The following is a 16273-nucleotide window of genomic DNA, read 5'->3' as shown; positions in this document are numbered from 1 at the left end:
CGCTGCTCAGGCCCCGAAGCCGGGCCGACCGAACAGCCCGTGCGGCCGCACCAGCAGCACCAGCGCCATGAAGGCGAACATCGCAATCGTCGCCATCTCGGGCGCGAACAGCGAGGTCATGTTGACGATGATCCCGACCAGCAGGGCGGCGACGACCGAGCCGAGCAGCGAGCCCATGCCGCCGATCACGGTGACGACGAACGCTTCCGACAGCACGAAGGTGCCCATCTCCGGATTGACCGAGCGCATCGGCGCGGCCAGCACGCCGCCCATCGCCGCCAGCGCAATGCCGATCCCGAACACCGCCAGCCATAGCTTGCGGATGTCGACGCCGAGCACCTGCATGATCTGCGGGTCGCGCGCGCCGGCGCGCACGATCAGCCCGAGCTTGGTCTTCTCCAGCCCGAGCCAGAGCAGCGCCAGAATGACCGCGACGACGCCGATCACGAACAGCCGATAGGTCGGAAAGTAACCGATGCCGATATTGGTGACGCCGCGCAGGGCAGCGGGCGTCGCGAACGGGATGCCGTCCGAGCCGAACGCGATCCGAACGCATTCCACCAGAATGTAGCTGAGACCGAAGGTCAGCAGGATCGGATCGTCGACGGAACGGCCGTACAGCGGACGGATCAGGAAGCGCTCGACACCGATGCCGAGCACGCCGATCGCCAGCGGCGCCAGCAGCAGCGCCCACCAGAAGCTGCCGGTGTAGGCGAGGAAGAACACCCCCGCATAGGCGCCGACCATGAAGAAGCTGCCATGGGCGAAATTGACCACGCCGAGGATGCCGAAGATGATCGACAGCCCGAGCGACAGCATGATCAGGATGGCGCCCAGCGCGAGCCCCGAGAACAACTGCATCGAGAGAAGTTGGATGTTCACGATGGCTCCCGAGCCCAGCTGGTTCGATCAGGACGGCTTGTGGCCGAGCGACTCGCAGGACCGCAGCGTCGCCGGATCGCCGGCCTCCGAGGCCAGCACCTTGAACAAGTCGGCGTCGTTCTTCATCTCCGACTTCTTCTTCGACTCCACCACGAACACCGACTGCACCGACTGGTGGTCGCACTTGCGATAGCTCTGCGGCCCCTTGGCGACGTCGTATTTCAAGGCTTCCAGCGCCGCGATCACCTTGTCGGTGTCGGTGCCGCCGGCGTCCTTGACCGCCATCAGCAGCGAGCGGATCGCCGTGTAGCCATAGGTGCCGTAGTCGGTCGGGATCGCGCCGCCATTGGCAGCGCGGAACGCGTCGTTGAACGCCTTGGCGGAAGGAACAGTGTCCTCCAGGCCCCAATAGTAATTGGTGCCGCCGACGATTCCCTCGAACACGTCCGGGCTGCTCGCGAGCCGCTGATTGTGCAACAGCACTGGCACCACGATGCGCGACGCATCTTTCAGCCCGAAATCGACCGCCTGCTTGATCGAATTGGCCTGGTCGCGGCCGAAATTGCAGATGCAGAGAATATCCGGCTTCAGCGACAGCAGCCGCGGCATGAATGCGGAGTAATCGGGCGCGCCGAACGGATGCAAGATTTCGCCGACGGTGTCGACGCCGATCGGCGCCGCGTTGCGCTTGAACGCCGCGAGCATCTCGTGGCCATAGGCGTAGTCCGCCGCGAGATAAGCGACCTTCTGGCCCTTCTTGAAGGCCTGCCGCGCCACCGCGCCGGTGGTCATCTGCGGATTCATTGCCTCGTGGAAGGTGAAGCGGGAGAAATCCTTGACCTCGTTGATGGTGTCGGACTGGCTGATCGAAATGTAGATCACGCCGCGCGCCCGCGTCACCTCGTTGACCGAGAGTTGCACCGCGCTCGATAGCGCGCCGACGATGAAATGCACCTTGTCCTTTTCGATCAGCTCCAGCGTGCGGGTCGCCGCTTCGCCCGGATTGAGCTTATCGTCGCGCACCAGCAGTTCGGCCATCCGGCCGCTCAGGCCGCCAGCGGCGTTGAACTGCTTCACCGCCAGCTCGGCGCTCTTGACCTGGTCCTTGGCTTCGGCGCCGAACGGACCGGTGATCGGCACCGGAAATCCGATCCGGATCGGGCCGTCCTCCGCGCGCACGATCGAGGGCATCCCGATCGCCGCCAGAGCCGCGGTGGATGCGGCGGTCTTCAGAACAGACCGTCGCGAAACGCGTCGCTGAAACAAATCCGTCATCGTTTCTCTCCCGTTTGCTTCTTGTTGTTTGTCGTCATTGCACTGTGCCAAGGGCGCGCAGGATGCGCTGCGGCGTCATTGGAATCTGCGAGATCTGTACCTGCAGCGGACCCAGCGCGTCGTTGACCGCGTTGAGCACCGCGCCCGACGCGGCCGATGTTCCGGCCTCGCCGCAGCCCTTGGCGCCGAGTTCGGTATCCAGCGTCGGCGTTTCGACATGCGCGATGACGATGTCGGGTATTTCGCCCGCCATCGGCACCAGATAGTCCGCCATCGAGCCGTTCATCAGCTGCCCGGCGTCGTTGTAGAGGCATTCCTCAAACAGCGCCGCGCCGAGCCCCTGCACCACGCCGCCGCGGATCTGCTCGTCGACCAGCATCGGATTGATGATGCGGCCGCAATCCTCGACCACCCAGTGCTTGAGCAGTTTGATGAAGCCGGTCTCGACATCGACCTCGACCAGGCTGCCGTGGATGCCGTTGGTGAAGGCGAACGGGAATCCCTTCGGGGCGAAATGCTGCGCGACGGTGAGGTCCGCCTTGAGGTCCGGCGGCAGGGTGTCGGAACGGAAATACACCAGCGCGGCGAGTTCACCCAGGTTCATCCTGACTGTGCCGGTCTCGCGCTCGATCAGTTTGCCGTCGGCAAGCTCGAGCGTGTCCGGGCGCGATTGCAGGATCGCACCAGCGATCTCAAGAATATTGCTCCGCAGCTTGCGCGTCGCCTGCAAGGCGGTTTCGCCGCCGATGCCCGCGCCGCGGCAGGCCCAGGTGGCGCCGCCATGCGGCGTGGTCTCGGTATCGCCGGTCAAGACGCGCACCCGCTCCCGATCGACGCCGAGTTGATCGGCGACGATCTGCCCGATGATGGTCTCGGTGCCCTGCCCTTGCTCGGTGACGCTGATCGCGCATTGCACGTCGCCGGATGGCGTGACCTTCAGCACGCAGCCGTCCTGCGCCGAAATATGCGCGCCGCCGACGCCGTAGAACGCCGGCGACGGATTGGTGATCTCCACATAGGTGGCGATGCCGATGCCGCGATGAATGCCTTGCTCGCGCAGCTGCGCCTGCTCGGCGCGCAATGCGGGATAATCCATCAGCGCATGCAGCTTGCTGAGACATTGATCGAGCGACAGCCGCTCGAAGCGATAGCCGGTGGCCGTCGTATGCGGATACATCTCGTCGGTGACGTAGTTGCGGCGACGAATTTCGAAGGGATCGAGCCCGAGCTTCTTCGCGGCGAGATCGACCAGCCGCTCGGTGGCGGCGCAGGCGATCGGATGGCCGACGCCGCGGTACTGGCTGGTCTGCGGCAGGTTCTGAAAGATCACCCGCAGATCGGCCCTGTAATTGGTGAGCTGGTAGGGCGCACCCATCAGCCGTACCACCTGATTGCCCTCCACAGCACTGGTGCGCGGATAGGCCGAGAACGCGCCGATCGCGGTGTCGTCCTGAACTCTCATGCCCGCAAAGCGGCCATCTTGGGTCAGCGCCAGCTTGGCGCGGACGCGATGGTCGCGCAGGTGAATGTCGTTGAGAAAGGATTCGCCGCGGTCGGCGACGTATTTCACCGGGCGCTCGGCGATGATGCTCAAAGCCACCACCGCCATGTCTTCCGGATAGACGTGCAGCTTCATGCCGAACGAGCCGCCGATGTCGGGCGCGATCACCCGCACGCGGGATTCGTCGAGGCCGAAATGCCGGGCGTAGATGTCCTGGAACTGATACGGCGTCTGGGTGGAGTGATGCACCGTCAGCGCCCGTTCGCCCGGCTCGAAATCCGCGATCAGCGTGCGCGGCTCGAGCGTCACCGGGGTGTGGCGGCCGAACCGCAGATCGACCTCGACCACCGCCGCCGCGTCGTTGAACGCGGTGGCGACCGCGCCGTTCTCGATCGTGGTCTGGAATGCCAGATTGTCGCCGAGCGCGTCGTGGACCAGCGTGGCGCCAGGCGCCAGCGCCGCGTCGATGCCGACCACGACATCGCGTTCCTCATAGTTGATCGCGATCAATTCGACGGCGTCCTCCGCCTGCGCGCGGCTATCGGCGAGCACGGCGACCACCGGCTGGCCAGCCCAGACCACGGTATCGATGGCGAGCGGGCTTTGCGGCGGCGACTTCATATCCTTGAAATGCCGCAACGTGCCGGTCCAGGGCATACAGAGTTTGGCGATGTCGCTGCCGACCACGACGCGCCGCACGCCCGGCGCGGCGCGGGCCGCCGACACATCGATGGAAACGATCCGTGCATGCGCATAGGGGCTGCGCGCGAAGGCTGCATGCAGCATCCGCGGCAGCTGGATGTCATCGACAAAGCGCCCGCGCCCGGCCAGCAGGCGCTTGGCATTGGGGCGCGGCAGACTCTTGCCAATATAGCTATTGGGACGATCGACGCGGGAGAGCGGCTTGTTCATGCCGGCTGCTCCGCTTCGCCCACCGCGCGACGCTGCGCGGTGGTTTCGATCGAATCGACGATCGCTTGATAGCCGGTACAACGACAGTAATTGCCGGACAGCGCGTCGCGAATCTCCTCGCGCGATGGCACGCCTTCGAGCTGCAACAGCTCTTGTGCCGTCATCAGCACGCCGGGCGTGCAAAACCCGCATTGCAGCGCGTTGCGCTCGTGAAACGCGGCCTGAAGATCGGCGATCGCGCCGGATTCGGACAGCCCCTCGATAGTCTGAATCGCCGAGCCATCGGCCTGCACCGCAAGCGTAAGGCAGCCGTGGATCACCCGGCCGTCCTGCATCACCAGGCAGGCGCCGCAGGAACCCGTCTCGCATCCGACATGGGTTCCGGTCAGCCGCAACTGATGCCGCAGAAAGTCCGCCAGCGACAACCGCGACTCGACCATTGCCGTGACCGGCTCGGCATTGATCGTCAGCATGATGGCGATCGGCCGGGTCATGCGCGCACCGCTTTGGGAGTGGGTACCGGCAACTTGCCGAGTTGCCGCCGCAACAGCACGGAAGCCAGATGCATCCGCGTCGCTGCCGATACCTGCACGTCGTCGCTCGGCGACAGATCCCCGGCAAGCGCCTGTTGGGCTAATTCGATGTCGGTGTCGACCAGCGCCGTGCCGGTCAGCGCCGCTTCGGCCCGCAGGGCGCGAACCGGCGTCGAGCCGACCGAGAAGAACACGATCCGGATTCTGTCAACGATCTCGCCCGAAAAATCCGCAACGATCGCAACGCCAACAATGGCGTAGTCGCCGCGCCGTCGCGCCAGCTCGTCAAACGTGCAGCGCTGGTCTGGCGTTGCGACCGGAAACCACACCGCCGACAGGATTTCGCCGGGCTCCGCCGCCGTCTCGTAAAGATCGAGGAAGAAATCCTGCGCTTCCACGAACCGCACGCTATCGCCGTTGTCGAGCTCAATCCGGGCATTCAGCGCCAGCGCCACGGCTGGAAATTCCGAGGCGGGATCGGCGAAGGCGATCGAACCGCCGATCGTCCCCTTGTTGCGGATCGCAGGATGCGCAACCCAAGGTGCGGCGGCAGCGAGCAAAGGCACGTGGCTGGCAATGATCGGCGACGATAGAATCTCGGCATGGCGCGTCAGCGCCCCGATGCGGATTTCGCCGCCGCGGCGTTCGATGCCGCGTAGCGCATCGATATGGGCGATGTCGATCAACAGGTCAGGCGTTAGCAGCCGCAGGTTCATCGCGGCGAGCAGGCTCTGGCCGCCGGCGAGATAGCGGGCGTCGCCCTCGCAGCTGCGAAAGGCCGCGACGGCGTCGCTGACCGATTGCGCGCGGAAATACGCGACGTCGCCCGCCTTCACCGTCAGCCTCCCGAGCCACGGTCACTTTGTGACCAATTGTTCTCAAGCATGATGGCTGTTGCATTGGCTGTCAACAAAATTACCATCTGGTCTCAAATGCGGCCGGCCGCAACGATGCGCGGATCCGGTTCTGACGGGAGCAAAACGCTGATGCTGCAGAAGACAGCCCGATCCGCCCCGGCGCGAAAGCCGCCGGCGCGCAAGAACATGAAGTCAGCGGATCGGGAGAAGGCCATTCTCGAGGAAGCGATTCGCTTCTTCGCCGAGCACGGCTTCGAGGGACAAACCCGCGAATTGGCGAAGCGAATCGGCATCACCCACTCGGCGATCTATCGCCATTTTCCGAGCAAGGAAGCGCTGATCGAGCGGGTCTACGAGCACGTCTATCTGAGCCGCTGGAATCCGCAGTGGGAGGATCTGATCGCGGATCGCTCGCGCCCGCTGCAGGATCGTCTGATCCAGTTTTATTGCGAATATGCCGATCGGATCTTCGACTACGACTGGGTGCGAATTTTCGTGTTCTCGGGACTGCGGTCCTATGACATCACCGGCCGCTACCTGACGATCATCCGAAAGAAGCTGATCGTTCCGGTGTGCCGCGAACTGCGCAAGGAGATGAAATCCGCGGCCGCTGCCGGTTCGCGCGTAACCGAGCGCGAGCAGGAGGCTGTCTGGGGGCTGCATGGCGAGATTTTCTACATCGCGATCCGGAAATTCGTCTATGGCACACCGGTGCCGTCCAATCTGGATCAGACGATCATCGATCACGTGACGCGATTCATGAAGGGCACAATCTAACAGCAGTCGGCTTCCGCTGTTCAGCGTCGGTCGGCGACCCCGACGCTGATTTATACACCAGTCCCGGACCCGCTCGCATCCCAGTCGCAGCGCAACGCCAGCGACCGCAGCCCGACGAAGGCCGGATCGTCGTGCAGGATCAGCGACACTGGGATCGGCTCAACATAGCGGCTCATCCGGCCCTTGGCCTCGAAGCGGGACCGGAAGGTCGAGCTAACCAGATAATCCTGGAAGTGCGGGACGATGCCGCCGGCGATGAACACCCCGCCCTGAGCGCCGTGACCGAGCGCGACGTTGCCGGCGACCTCGCCGAGCCAGGCGCAGAACTGGTCGAGCGCGGCGCGGCTGAGTTCGCAGACGCCGTCGACCGCAGCCTTGCTGATATCGGCCGCGCGGCGCTCCGGCGCGGGGCACTGATCGATCGTGGCGATGGCGCGATACAGATTTTCCAGACCCTGCCCTGAAAGCACCCGCTCGGCTGAGACGTGGCCAAAGCGTTGCCGCAGCGCGACGATGATGGCGTCTTCCCGCAACGAACTGCTGGGCAAGGTCACGTGGCCACCTTCGCTGCGCAGCACCAGTCCGCCCGCCTTGTGCGGGACATAGGCCGCAACGCCGAGGCCGGTGCCGGGCCCGAGCACCGCCATCGGCGCATCCGGTACCGGCGCGCCGCCGCCGATGACGCGCAGGTCGTCGCGCGTGAGATGCGGCAGCGCCCAGGCGATTGCTTCGAAGTCGTTGATCAGCTTGACGCCGGTGAAATCGAACCGGGACCGAAGCTCCGCGGCATCGACGACCCAGGAGCTATTGGTAAATGCGCAATGGCCGTCTTCGACCGGACCCGCCACCGCAATGATCGCGCCGCGGATCGTGGCATGGTCGGTCTGACGGGCCATGAACACCGCAAGGGCGTCGGTGAAACGGGCATGGTCGCGTACCGCGAGATGCTCGACCGGGCCGAGCACGTCGCCGGTCAACAGCGCGAATCGCGCGTTGGTGCCGCCGACATCCGCCAGCACAACGCGCACAAGGCTGTCGGTCGCACCAGCCTTGGGCGGATTACCGGCGGCATTGCTTCGTCCCATGGTTCTCCTCCTGCTCGGTCACCCAGACCTAGGGCGCATCGCTTGATTGAGACAAGTCAATTGATTGCACGATATGGTCGGCAATCTACCGCAGTCATTCAATTCGAGCCGCCGATGTCGTTTCAAGTGCCAAGAACCCGATGGGGCGGAATTACCGACCATCGTTTCCGGTCCGTCGGATTCTTTAGCGTCGAACAGGCTGACGGCGCGTTCTGGCTGGTCGATCCCGACGGCGGCCGGTTTCTATCGAAAGGCGTCGACACCGTACGCTTCGACCAGGACAAGATTCGCGACACCGAGCTGGTCCCCTACGCGGAAGCTTGCCGGCGCAAATATGGCGGCGAACAAGCCTGGCGGCGTGCGACAGCCGAACGGCTGGCGGGCTGGGGGTTCAATACGCTCGGCTCGTGGTCCGATGAAGCGGTCGCCACCGCCGGACCGGTACCGCTGTCGGTAACGCCGAATCTCGATCTCGGCATGTCGTTCGCGTGGCAGGCCAACGACCGCAGCCCGAGCGACCCCAGGCAGGAATTTCCCGACGTCTTCGATCCGGAGTTCGGACGTCATGTCGAGCGCAAGGCGCGAGAACATTGCGCGCAGCGCAGCGGCGACCGCAACCTGATCGGATGGTTCATCGACAATGAACTGCGCTGGGGGCCGGACTGGCGCGGCCCCGACGAGTTGCTGCCGATGTTCCTGAATTTGTCGATCGCTACACCCGGGCGGATCGCCGCCATCAACTTGCTGCGCGAGCGCCATCTGGATTTCGAAGCCTTCAATGCGATCTGGCGGACACCGGCGGATTCGTGGGAACAACTGAAGGCGGTGCCGCGGCTCGCGGCGCCGTACCATCGCGAACCGCGCGGCGAAGCCGATCGCGCCGATCCGCTGCGCGCCCGCTTCATCGCCGACTGCGACGCCTTTCTCGCGCTGCTGGCGAATCGCTATTTCGAACTGACGACGGCCGCGATCAGGGCGGCGGATCCCAATCACCTCGTGCTCGGCTGCCGCTTCACCACGCCTCCGCCGCCGGCCGCGGCGATCGACGCGGCCGGACGCCATCTCGACGTCATCTCGTTCAATTGCTACGGCCATGATGCCGTCGGCATGATCGATGCCTATGCCTCGACCGGAAAACCCTGCCTGATTGGCGAATTCTCGTTCCGGGCCGTCGATTCCGGTCTGCCCAACAGCATCGGTGCCGGGCCCTTGGTGGCCACGCAAGCCGACCGGGCATCCTGCTTCCGGCACTACGTCACCGCGGCGCTGCGCCAGCCGAGCATTGTCGGCTACCACTGGTTCGAGCACGCCGATCAACCGGCACAAGGCCGGTTCGACGGTGAGGACTGCAACTACGGCATGGTCACCATCGAGGACCGCATTTACGAAGACCTGACGCGCGCGATGACGGCGGTCAATTCCGAGGCCGAGACTCTCCACGCCGCGGCGGCGGTCTCATCCTGATCAACGAACGGAGACGACGATGACCAACCGGACCAAGATCGTCTTCCTCGGCGCCAGCAGCATGTCGTTCGGACTGAGCATGCTGCGCGACATCTTCAGCAGCGACGAGCTGCGCGGCAGCACCCTGACGCTGGTCGGTCGCGACCCGCAGACGCTCGGCAAGATGACGGAGCTTGCCAGGCTGCTGAATGCAAAATCCGGCGCGGGCCTGATCGTCGAGCAGACGACCGACAGGCGAGCTGCGCTCGACGGCGCCGGCTTCGTCGTCAACGCCACCGCGATCGACCGCAACCGGCTCTGGAAGATGGATTGGGAGGTGCCGCGCAAATACGGCATCCGTCACACCCTCGGCGAGAACGGCGGCCCCGGCGGGTTGATGTTCACGCTGCGCACCCTGCCGCTGGTGTTCGATTTCGTCCGTGAGATGCAGGAGCTTTGCCCGCAGGCGCTGTTCCTGAATTTTTCCAATCCCGAGAACCGCATCATCCTCGCGCTCGGCAAGTACAGTCCGATCCGCGCACTCGGCCTCTGCCACGGCATTTTCATGGGACAGGGCGACGTGGCCAAGATCATGGGCCTGCCGTCGGACCAGGTCGACGTCTGGGGCGCGGGTCTCAATCACTCGCAATGCCTGATGCAGATTCGCCATCGCGTCACCGGCGAGGACCTCTACCCGCTGCTGCGCGAAAAAGAGAAGGTGTTCGACCCCGCCTTCATGCCGCTCACCCGGCAGGTGTTTCGCGCCTTTGGCTACTGGATGACCTGCAGCGACGACCATTTCGGCGAGTATCTGCCCTATGGCTGGGAAGGCGGCGAACACGGCTACGATTTCGATGGCGACGGGCGCTGGCGCGTCGAGTTCAAGCAGATTCTGGATGGCGTGCTCGCCGGGGCGACGATGCCGGAGTGGTGGCTGACACCCTCGGGCGAGCGCGGCGCGGCGGCGATCGGCGGCATCTTGCACAACAAGAAGCGCGCGCTGGAATCGGGCATCGTTCCGAACCGGGGCACGATTCCGAATCTGCCGTTCGACGCGGCGGTCGAGGTGCCGGTGATGGCGGACGCCGCCGGGATTCATCCGATTTCGCTCGGTCCGCTGCCCGATCCAATCGCCAAGCTGCTCCACATCCAAGTGAGCGTGCAGCAGCTCGCGGTCGAGGCCGCGATGCACGGCTCCAAGGAGATCGCATTGCAGGCGCTGCTGATCGATCCGGTGGTGAATTCCGCCTCTGCGGCGGTCAAGCTGCTCGACGAATTGTGGGAAGTGAACCGGCCCTATATCCGGCCCAGCATCTGAGGCACCGGGCTATCCGGCGACCTTGGGTGGCGTCGCCGCCACGGCATTCTCGGCGTCGCTGACCACCTGCATGGTGCGCAGGATGCTCGACGGGTTGACGCTGATGGAGTCGATCCCGAGTTCGGTAAGGAAGCGCGCGACCTCGGGATAGTTCGCCGGCGCCTCGCCGCAGATCCCGATGTGACGGCCGTTGCGCTTGGCGCCGGTCACAGCCAGCCGGAACATCTCCAGCATGCCGGGGTCGCGTTCGTCGAAATCGAACGCCACGATCTCGGAATCGCGATCGACGCCGAGGGTGAGCTGGGTCAGGTCGTTGGAGCCGATCGAGAATCCGTCGAACAGTTCCGCGAAGGCGTCGATCTGGATGACATTGTTCGGGATCTCGCACATCACGTAGATCTCCAGCCCGTTCTCCCCGCGCTTGAGGCCATGGCCGGCCATCGCATCGAGCACGCGCCGCGCTTCCTCGACGCGCCGGCAGAACGGCACCATGATGCGAACATTGGTCAGGCCCATGTCCTCGCGGACGCGGCGCAGCGCGGCGCATTCCAGCGCGAAGCCTTCGGCATAGGCTGGGTGGGCGTAGCGGGCGGCGCCGCGGAAGCCCAGCATCGGATTTTCCTCGTGCGGCTCGAAGCCCTCGCCGCCCAGCAGCCGTGCATATTCATTGGTCTTGAAGTCAGACAGCCGGACGATCACCGGCTTCGGGTAGAACGCCGCCCCGATTGCACCGACGCCCTCGGATAGTTTCTCGATGAAATAATCCGCCGGCCGGGCATAGTTGCGCACCAGCCGCGCGATCTCGGCGCGCGCCTCGGCCGAGGCGACCTTTTCCGGATCGACCAGCGCCATTGGATGCACCTTGATGTGCTCGTTGATGATGAACTCCATCCGCGCCAGCCCGACGCCGTCGTTCGGAATCATCGCGGTGCGGAACGCCAGTTCCGGATTGCCGAGATTCAGCATAATTTCGGTGCGCGGGCGCTTCACCTCGCTGAGCTCGACATGCGTTTTCTTGATCGGCAGCGCCCCCTGATATACCCGGCCGATGTCGCCTTCGGCGCAGCAGACCGTCACCATGACGCCGGTCGCGAGGACGGCTTTCGCATCGGTCGCGCCGACCACTGCCGGAATCCCGAGTTCGCGCGCGACGATCGCCGCGTGACAGGTGCGCCCGCCACGTTCGGTGACAATGCCGCCGGCGATCTTCATCACCGGTTCCCAATCCGGCGTGGTAGATTGGGCGACCAGAATCTCGCCGGGCTTGAACTCCCTAAGCTGGCTCGCATCGGTGATGACGCGGACCGGGCCTGCGGCGATCTTCTCGCCGACCGCACGGCCGGTCGCCAGCACCGGGCCCGACCCGCCGAGCGCGTAGGTCTCGAAGCCGGTCGGCGCGCGCTGTGACACCACCGTCTCGGGACGCGCCTGGATGATGTAGAGCAGCCCGTCGTCGCCGTCCTTGGCCCATTCGATGTCCATCGGCACCGGATGACCGGCGGATCGCGAATAGTGATCCTCGATCGTGATGGCGTTGGCGGCGAGTTCGAGCACCTCGGCGTCGGAGATGCAGAACCGCGCGCGCTCGTCTTCGGACACCGGCACGTTCCTGACGCCGCTGCCGGTGTCGGCGTAGATCATGCGCATCTGCTTGTCGCCCAGCGCGCGGCTCAGCACAGCGCGGCGGCCGGCGCGGAAGGTCGGCTTGTGGACGTAGAATTCATCCGGGTTGACCGTGCCCTGAACGATGTTCTCGCCGAGACCATAGACGCCGGTCACGAACACCACGTCGCGGAAACCGGATTCGGTATCGAGCGTGAAGATGACGCCGCTCGCGGCGCGGTCCGACCGCACCATTTTCATCACGCCGACCGAAAGCCAGACCTTGAAATGATCGAACCCGTTGTCGACGCGATAGGAAATCGCGCGGTCGGTGAACAGCGACGCGAAGCAGCGGCGGCAGGCTTCGAACACCTGGTCGGCGCCGCGGACGTTCAGAAAACTCTCGTGCTGGCCGGCGAAACTCGCCGACGGCAGGTCTTCCGCGGTCGCCGAACTGCGAACCGCGACCGCGACATTGGCGCCGTACTCCGTTTCGAGCTGCCGATAGGCGCGGTCGATATGGTCGCGCAGCGGACCGGTCGCGGTCGCCCGATAGACGATGTCGCGGGCTTCGGCCGCGTGCTTTGCCAGTTTTTCGACGTCGCTCTTGTCCAGATTATCGAAAAGCCGATGCAACGGCTCCCAGGCCCCGGCGGCGGTCAGCGCGTCGCGGTAGGCTTCCGCGATCAGCGCAAAGCCATTCGGGACGCGCACGCCTTCCGCGGAAAGCGTCGCATACAACTCGCCCAATGACGCATTCTTGCCGCCGACCTGAGCCACGTCGCTCAGGCGAATGTCGGAAAACCAGCGAACATAATCCTTAGTCGGCATACGAAGCCCTCGATTGCACCAGTGCCCGCGAATCCGCAGTTCGACATACCAAGCTGCTCGCATTTTCGCGAACTTTGGATTCGATGGACACTGGAAATTTGCGATTACGGTACGGTTCGGTTCGAGATTTGTCTCGAAGAACTCGCAGGTGAAGGTAATTTCTGAGCCACCGTACCGAAATGGAGCCCGAGGAGGCGGCAAGATTGAGCCTCCCATAGGGACGACTTTCCGAGCCCCACTTCTCAGAAGCGGCTCTCACATCCCGAGATAGGCAACGCGCACGTCGTCGTTTGCGAGCAATTGGCGGCCGGTGCCGGTCAAGGTCACGGCTCCGGTCTCCATGACGTAGCCGCGATCCGCGATGGCGAGTGCCGCAAAGGCATTTTGCTCCACCAGAAGGATGGTGATGCCCTGCGCCTTCAGCGCCTTGACGATATTGAAAACCTCCTCCACCAGCAGCGGCGCCAGCCCCATCGAAGGCTCGTCAAGCAGCAACAGTTTCGGGCGGCCCATCAGCGCGCGACCGATCGCCAGCATCTGCTGCTGACCGCCGGAGAGAGTCCCCGCCGGCAGCTTGTGCTTCTCCTGCAGGACCGGGAACATCGCGTAAATCTTTGCCAGATCCGCGGCAACCTGGTCTTTGGGCCGGGTATAGGCGCCCAAGCGCAGATTGTCCTCGATCGACAGCGGACCGAACACCTGCCTGCCCTCCGGGCAATGGCCGATACCGCGCCGGACGCGTTGGTCGGCGCGCAGCGCGGCGATGTTCTGGCCATCGAATTCGATCTGCCCGGAACTCATCGGCTGCACGCCGGAAAGGGTTCGAAGGAACGTGGTCTTGCCCGCGCCATTGGCTCCGACCAGCGCAACGATCTCCCCGCGCTTCACTTCCAGGTCGATCCCCTTGAGCGCCTTGATACGGCCGTAGGCGCTTTCAAGTCCCCGCACGCGAAGCAGCACGTCGCCATCGCCGGCGGAGAATGTGCCGGGGCGATGTCCGCCAAGGCCAATCGAGTCGGGCGCCAGGCTGACCAGCCGGTGGAAAAGCGCTCGATATTCGGCTCGCGCCTTGGAGCCAAAAAGCGGGTCGTCATTCGCGAGAAACGCGGAATCGATTTCTCGCCAATCGTCCGCCGTGAGCGCGGCTCGGGCCAGCGGTAGCAGTTCCTTTTCCTCGGCGAGGATATGCCGCTTCTGCGTTGCGGCGTAAGACTTCAGCCCGGCGACGAACGAGCTGATGGCCGCCGGATTGGTTGCGGCGGCCAGTTGCGCGCGCAGCGTGGCGAGTTCGTTGGGCGCCTCGTGGTGGTCGGCGGCAAGGCGATCGATGATCGGTCCGGCTTCTTCGCTGCGTAGCCGGAGCAGGCGAAACAGAAAATCATCTTCCTTCGGGTGATGGGAATGATCAACGAAATGCTCGAGGTAGTCGAAGACCGAGTTGAAGAATTCGCTGTCTACCCTCTGTTCCTGCTCGATGCTGCCGGCGACCAGCTCGATGGCGCTGGCCAGGCGCCAGAGATTGCGGTGTTCCTCGCTGATGACATTGAGTGCTTCCATGTTGCAGCTCACGCTAAGCGCCCAGATAGGCGGCGATGACATCGGGGTGATGGCGAACCTCGTCGCGCGTTCCCTCGACCAGCTTCTTGCCGTAGTCCATCACCAGGATGCGATCCGACAGATTCATCACCATTTTCATATTGTGCTCGACCAGCACGACGGTCACCCCGGAATCAGCGATCTTGCGCACCAGACCATCGACATCGAGGGTTTCCCTCGGATTGAGGCCGGCGGCTGGTTCGTCGAGAAACAGCAGGCGAGGCTTGAGCGCCAGCGCGCGTGCGATCTCCAGGCGCTTCAAAGCGCCATAGGGCATGCTGTCGGCACGCGAGGTCAGGTAGTTCTCGAGGCCGACGAAACGCATCAAGTCCTCCGCCTCCTGCTTCAGGGCGCGATCGCGCCGCGCCAGCGCCGGAAAGCGAAAGGCCGCCTTGAACAGATTGCGATCAAGCCTGAGATGGGCGCCGACCATGACGTTCTCGCAGGCATCCATGTTCATGCAGATTTGCAGGTTCTGGAAGGTGCGCGCCACGCCAAGCGCGGCCAGTTCGTTGGGCAACTTGCCAATGACGGAGGCCCCATCGACGCGGATGTCACCCTGGCTCGGCGTGTAGATGCCGGTGATGAGATTGAAGAGTGTGGTCTTGCCGGCTCCATTCGGCCCGATCACCGAATAGATGACTCCAGGTTCGACCGAAAAGGACACGTTCTGGACGGCCTTGACGCCATCGAAGGTCTTGGACAGCGAAATGACGGAAAGCAGGCTCATTCCCGCCTTCCTCCAAACCGCGCCGCCAGGGTTGGTACCAGTCCCTTGGGCATGAAGATCATGCACAGAATCAAGATCACACCGAATGCGACCGTTTCCCAACCTTCGAAAGTGGCCAACGCCTGCGGCAGCGCGGTCAGCAGCACGGCCCCAACCAGCGAACCGAACACCGACGCCATGCCGCCGACCACCACCATGGTGATCAATTCGATCGAATGGCCGAAATCCGCCAGGCTGGGGGAGACAAAACCGACGTAATGCGCCGTGACGCTGCCCATCAGGCTGGCGAAAACAGCCGACATGACAAAGATCGCAACCTTGTAGCGAGTCACGTTGACCCCGACGACCTGGGCCGCCACCTCTGAGCCGTGCAGCCCGCGCAGAGCACGGCCGAAGGGTGAATTCATCAGATTGATCGAAGCCCAGACGCTCACCATCAAGATGACTGAAACGATCCAGTACCAATGTTTGTCGCTGTCGATGGCGAAGCCGAACAGGGTGAAGGGCGGCACCGGCATGCCGTCCGGACCGCCGGTGTATTTGGCTTCGTTGCGCAAGACGATGTTGACGATGATGCCGAGCCCAAGCGTCGCCATCGCCAGGTAGTGTCCCTTGAGACGGAAAATCGGCCGCGCAACGAGCGCCGCGAGCGAGCCCGCCAACACCGCGCCGGCGACCAGCGCGACAAATGGATGCCAGCCGAAATGCGTCGGCAAGACCGCCGAGGCGAAGGCGCCGATCCCGATGAAGCCGGCATGCCCCATGCTAATCTGGCCGGCAAAGCCGATCAGCAGATTGAGGCCCAGAACGATCACCGCATTGATCCCCATCCGGATTGCCAGATCAAGATAGAAGCCATTGGGAATCAGGAAGGGCAGCACCGCAATAATGACGGCGACCACGTACAGTCCGAGATAACGCCTGATCATCG

13 protein-coding genes and 1 pseudogene are annotated in these 16273 nt (G+C 64.1%); 3 read left to right on the top strand and 11 right to left on the bottom strand.

Going from position 1 to position 16273, the window contains the following annotated elements; translation table 11 throughout:
* Positions 1-6 precede the first annotated feature (6 nt).
* Genes HXX15_RS19830 through HXX15_RS19810 form a run of 5 tightly spaced genes read right to left on the bottom strand, consistent with a single transcriptional unit; the run spans position 7 to position 5939 of the window.
* On the bottom strand, positions 7-882 hold the full coding sequence (locus HXX15_RS19830) for a branched-chain amino acid ABC transporter permease (RefSeq protein WP_296518155.1): 876 nt from the start codon (positions 880-882) through the stop codon (positions 7-9).
* A gap of 27 nt (positions 883-909) precedes the next feature.
* Positions 910-2157: an ABC transporter substrate-binding protein gene (locus tag HXX15_RS19825; RefSeq protein ID WP_296518154.1), complete on the bottom strand. Its 1248-nt coding sequence runs from the start codon at positions 2155-2157 to the stop codon at positions 910-912.
* Positions 2158-2191: 34 nt separating this feature from the next.
* Positions 2192-4570, bottom strand: coding sequence for a xanthine dehydrogenase family protein molybdopterin-binding subunit (locus HXX15_RS19820; RefSeq protein WP_296518152.1), 2379 nt, complete (start codon positions 4568-4570; stop codon positions 2192-2194).
* Complete coding sequence (locus HXX15_RS19815; protein WP_296518150.1) at positions 4567-5064, bottom strand: (2Fe-2S)-binding protein; 498 nt, start codon at positions 5062-5064, stop codon at positions 4567-4569. The genes HXX15_RS19820 and HXX15_RS19815 overlap by 4 nt, the downstream gene beginning before the upstream one ends.
* Complete coding sequence (locus tag HXX15_RS19810) at positions 5061-5939, bottom strand: xanthine dehydrogenase family protein subunit M (RefSeq protein WP_296518148.1); 879 nt, start codon at positions 5937-5939, stop codon at positions 5061-5063. Before HXX15_RS19810 ends, HXX15_RS19815 begins: the two co-directional genes overlap by 4 nt.
* A gap of 150 nt (positions 5940-6089) precedes the next feature.
* Here HXX15_RS19810 and HXX15_RS19805 point away from each other — a divergent pair, with 150 nt between their 5' ends.
* Positions 6090-6737, top strand: coding sequence for a TetR/AcrR family transcriptional regulator (locus tag HXX15_RS19805; RefSeq protein ID WP_296518146.1), 648 nt, complete (start codon positions 6090-6092; stop codon positions 6735-6737).
* Positions 6738-6787: 50 nt separating this feature from the next.
* Here HXX15_RS19805 and glk read toward each other — a convergent pair whose 3' ends face one another.
* Positions 6788-7822: a glucokinase gene (gene glk, locus HXX15_RS19800; protein WP_296518144.1), complete on the bottom strand. Its 1035-nt coding sequence runs from the start codon at positions 7820-7822 to the stop codon at positions 6788-6790.
* Positions 7823-7936: 114 nt separating this feature from the next.
* Here glk and HXX15_RS19795 point away from each other — a divergent pair, with 114 nt between their 5' ends.
* Positions 7937-9286, top strand: a complete 1350-nt coding sequence (locus HXX15_RS19795; RefSeq protein WP_296518142.1) for an agarase — start codon at positions 7937-7939, stop codon at positions 9284-9286.
* Between the two features lie 19 nt (positions 9287-9305).
* Positions 9306-10583: an alpha-glucosidase/alpha-galactosidase gene (locus tag HXX15_RS19790; RefSeq protein WP_296518140.1), complete on the top strand. Its 1278-nt coding sequence runs from the start codon at positions 9306-9308 to the stop codon at positions 10581-10583.
* 9 nt (positions 10584-10592) lie between these two features.
* Here the strand turns inward: HXX15_RS19790 and ppsA are convergent, their stop codons facing one another.
* From ppsA to HXX15_RS19765, 5 genes and pseudogenes are all read right to left on the bottom strand, one after another.
* Entirely contained in the window at positions 10593-13016 is a 2424-nt protein-coding gene (gene ppsA / locus HXX15_RS19785; RefSeq protein ID WP_296518137.1) for a phosphoenolpyruvate synthase, read from the bottom strand.
* Positions 13017-13271: 255 nt separating this feature from the next.
* Positions 13272-13973: an ABC transporter ATP-binding protein gene (locus HXX15_RS19780; protein ID WP_296518233.1), complete on the bottom strand. Its 702-nt coding sequence runs from the start codon at positions 13971-13973 to the stop codon at positions 13272-13274.
* 204 nt (positions 13974-14177) lie between these two features.
* Positions 14178-14573, bottom strand: a pseudogene (locus HXX15_RS19775) (hemerythrin domain-containing protein); the annotation flags it as partial.
* 13 nt (positions 14574-14586) lie between these two features.
* Complete coding sequence (locus HXX15_RS19770; RefSeq protein WP_296518136.1) at positions 14587-15342, bottom strand: ABC transporter ATP-binding protein; 756 nt, start codon at positions 15340-15342, stop codon at positions 14587-14589.
* Positions 15339-16271, bottom strand: a complete 933-nt coding sequence (locus HXX15_RS19765; RefSeq protein WP_296518134.1) for a branched-chain amino acid ABC transporter permease — start codon at positions 16269-16271, stop codon at positions 15339-15341. Before HXX15_RS19765 ends, HXX15_RS19770 begins: the two co-directional genes overlap by 4 nt.
* Between the last annotated feature and the right edge of the window lie 2 nt (positions 16272-16273).

Source organism: Rhodopseudomonas sp., assembly GCF_013377015.1.
In the GTDB taxonomy this organism is placed as follows: domain Bacteria; phylum Pseudomonadota; class Alphaproteobacteria; order Rhizobiales; family Xanthobacteraceae; genus JARJEH01.
Note: the sequence above shows the minus strand (reverse complement) of the source record. Positions and strands in the feature narration are given on the sequence as shown.

Coding starts and splice junctions, on each gene's coding strand:
- HXX15_RS19825 (WP_296518154.1), bottom strand. CDS start 2,157: ATGACGGATTTGTTTCAGCGACGCGTTTCGCGACGGTCTGTTCTGAAG.
- HXX15_RS19820 (WP_296518152.1), bottom strand. CDS start 4,570: ATGAACAAGCCGCTCTCCCGCGTCGATCGTCCCAATAGCTATATTGGC.
- HXX15_RS19815 (WP_296518150.1), bottom strand. CDS start 5,064: ATGACCCGGCCGATCGCCATCATGCTGACGATCAATGCCGAGCCGGTC.
- HXX15_RS19805 (WP_296518146.1), top strand. CDS start 6,090: ATGCTGCAGAAGACAGCCCGATCCGCCCCGGCGCGAAAGCCGCCGGCG.
- glk (WP_296518144.1), bottom strand. CDS start 7,822: ATGGGACGAAGCAATGCCGCCGGTAATCCGCCCAAGGCTGGTGCGACC.
- HXX15_RS19795 (WP_296518142.1), top strand. CDS start 7,937: ATGTCGTTTCAAGTGCCAAGAACCCGATGGGGCGGAATTACCGACCAT.
- HXX15_RS19790 (WP_296518140.1), top strand. CDS start 9,306: ATGACCAACCGGACCAAGATCGTCTTCCTCGGCGCCAGCAGCATGTCG.
- ppsA (WP_296518137.1), bottom strand. CDS start 13,016: ATGCCGACTAAGGATTATGTTCGCTGGTTTTCCGACATTCGCCTGAGC.
- HXX15_RS19770 (WP_296518136.1), bottom strand. CDS start 15,342: ATGAGCCTGCTTTCCGTCATTTCGCTGTCCAAGACCTTCGATGGCGTC.
- HXX15_RS19765 (WP_296518134.1), bottom strand. CDS start 16,271: ATGATCAGGCGTTATCTCGGACTGTACGTGGTCGCCGTCATTATTGCG.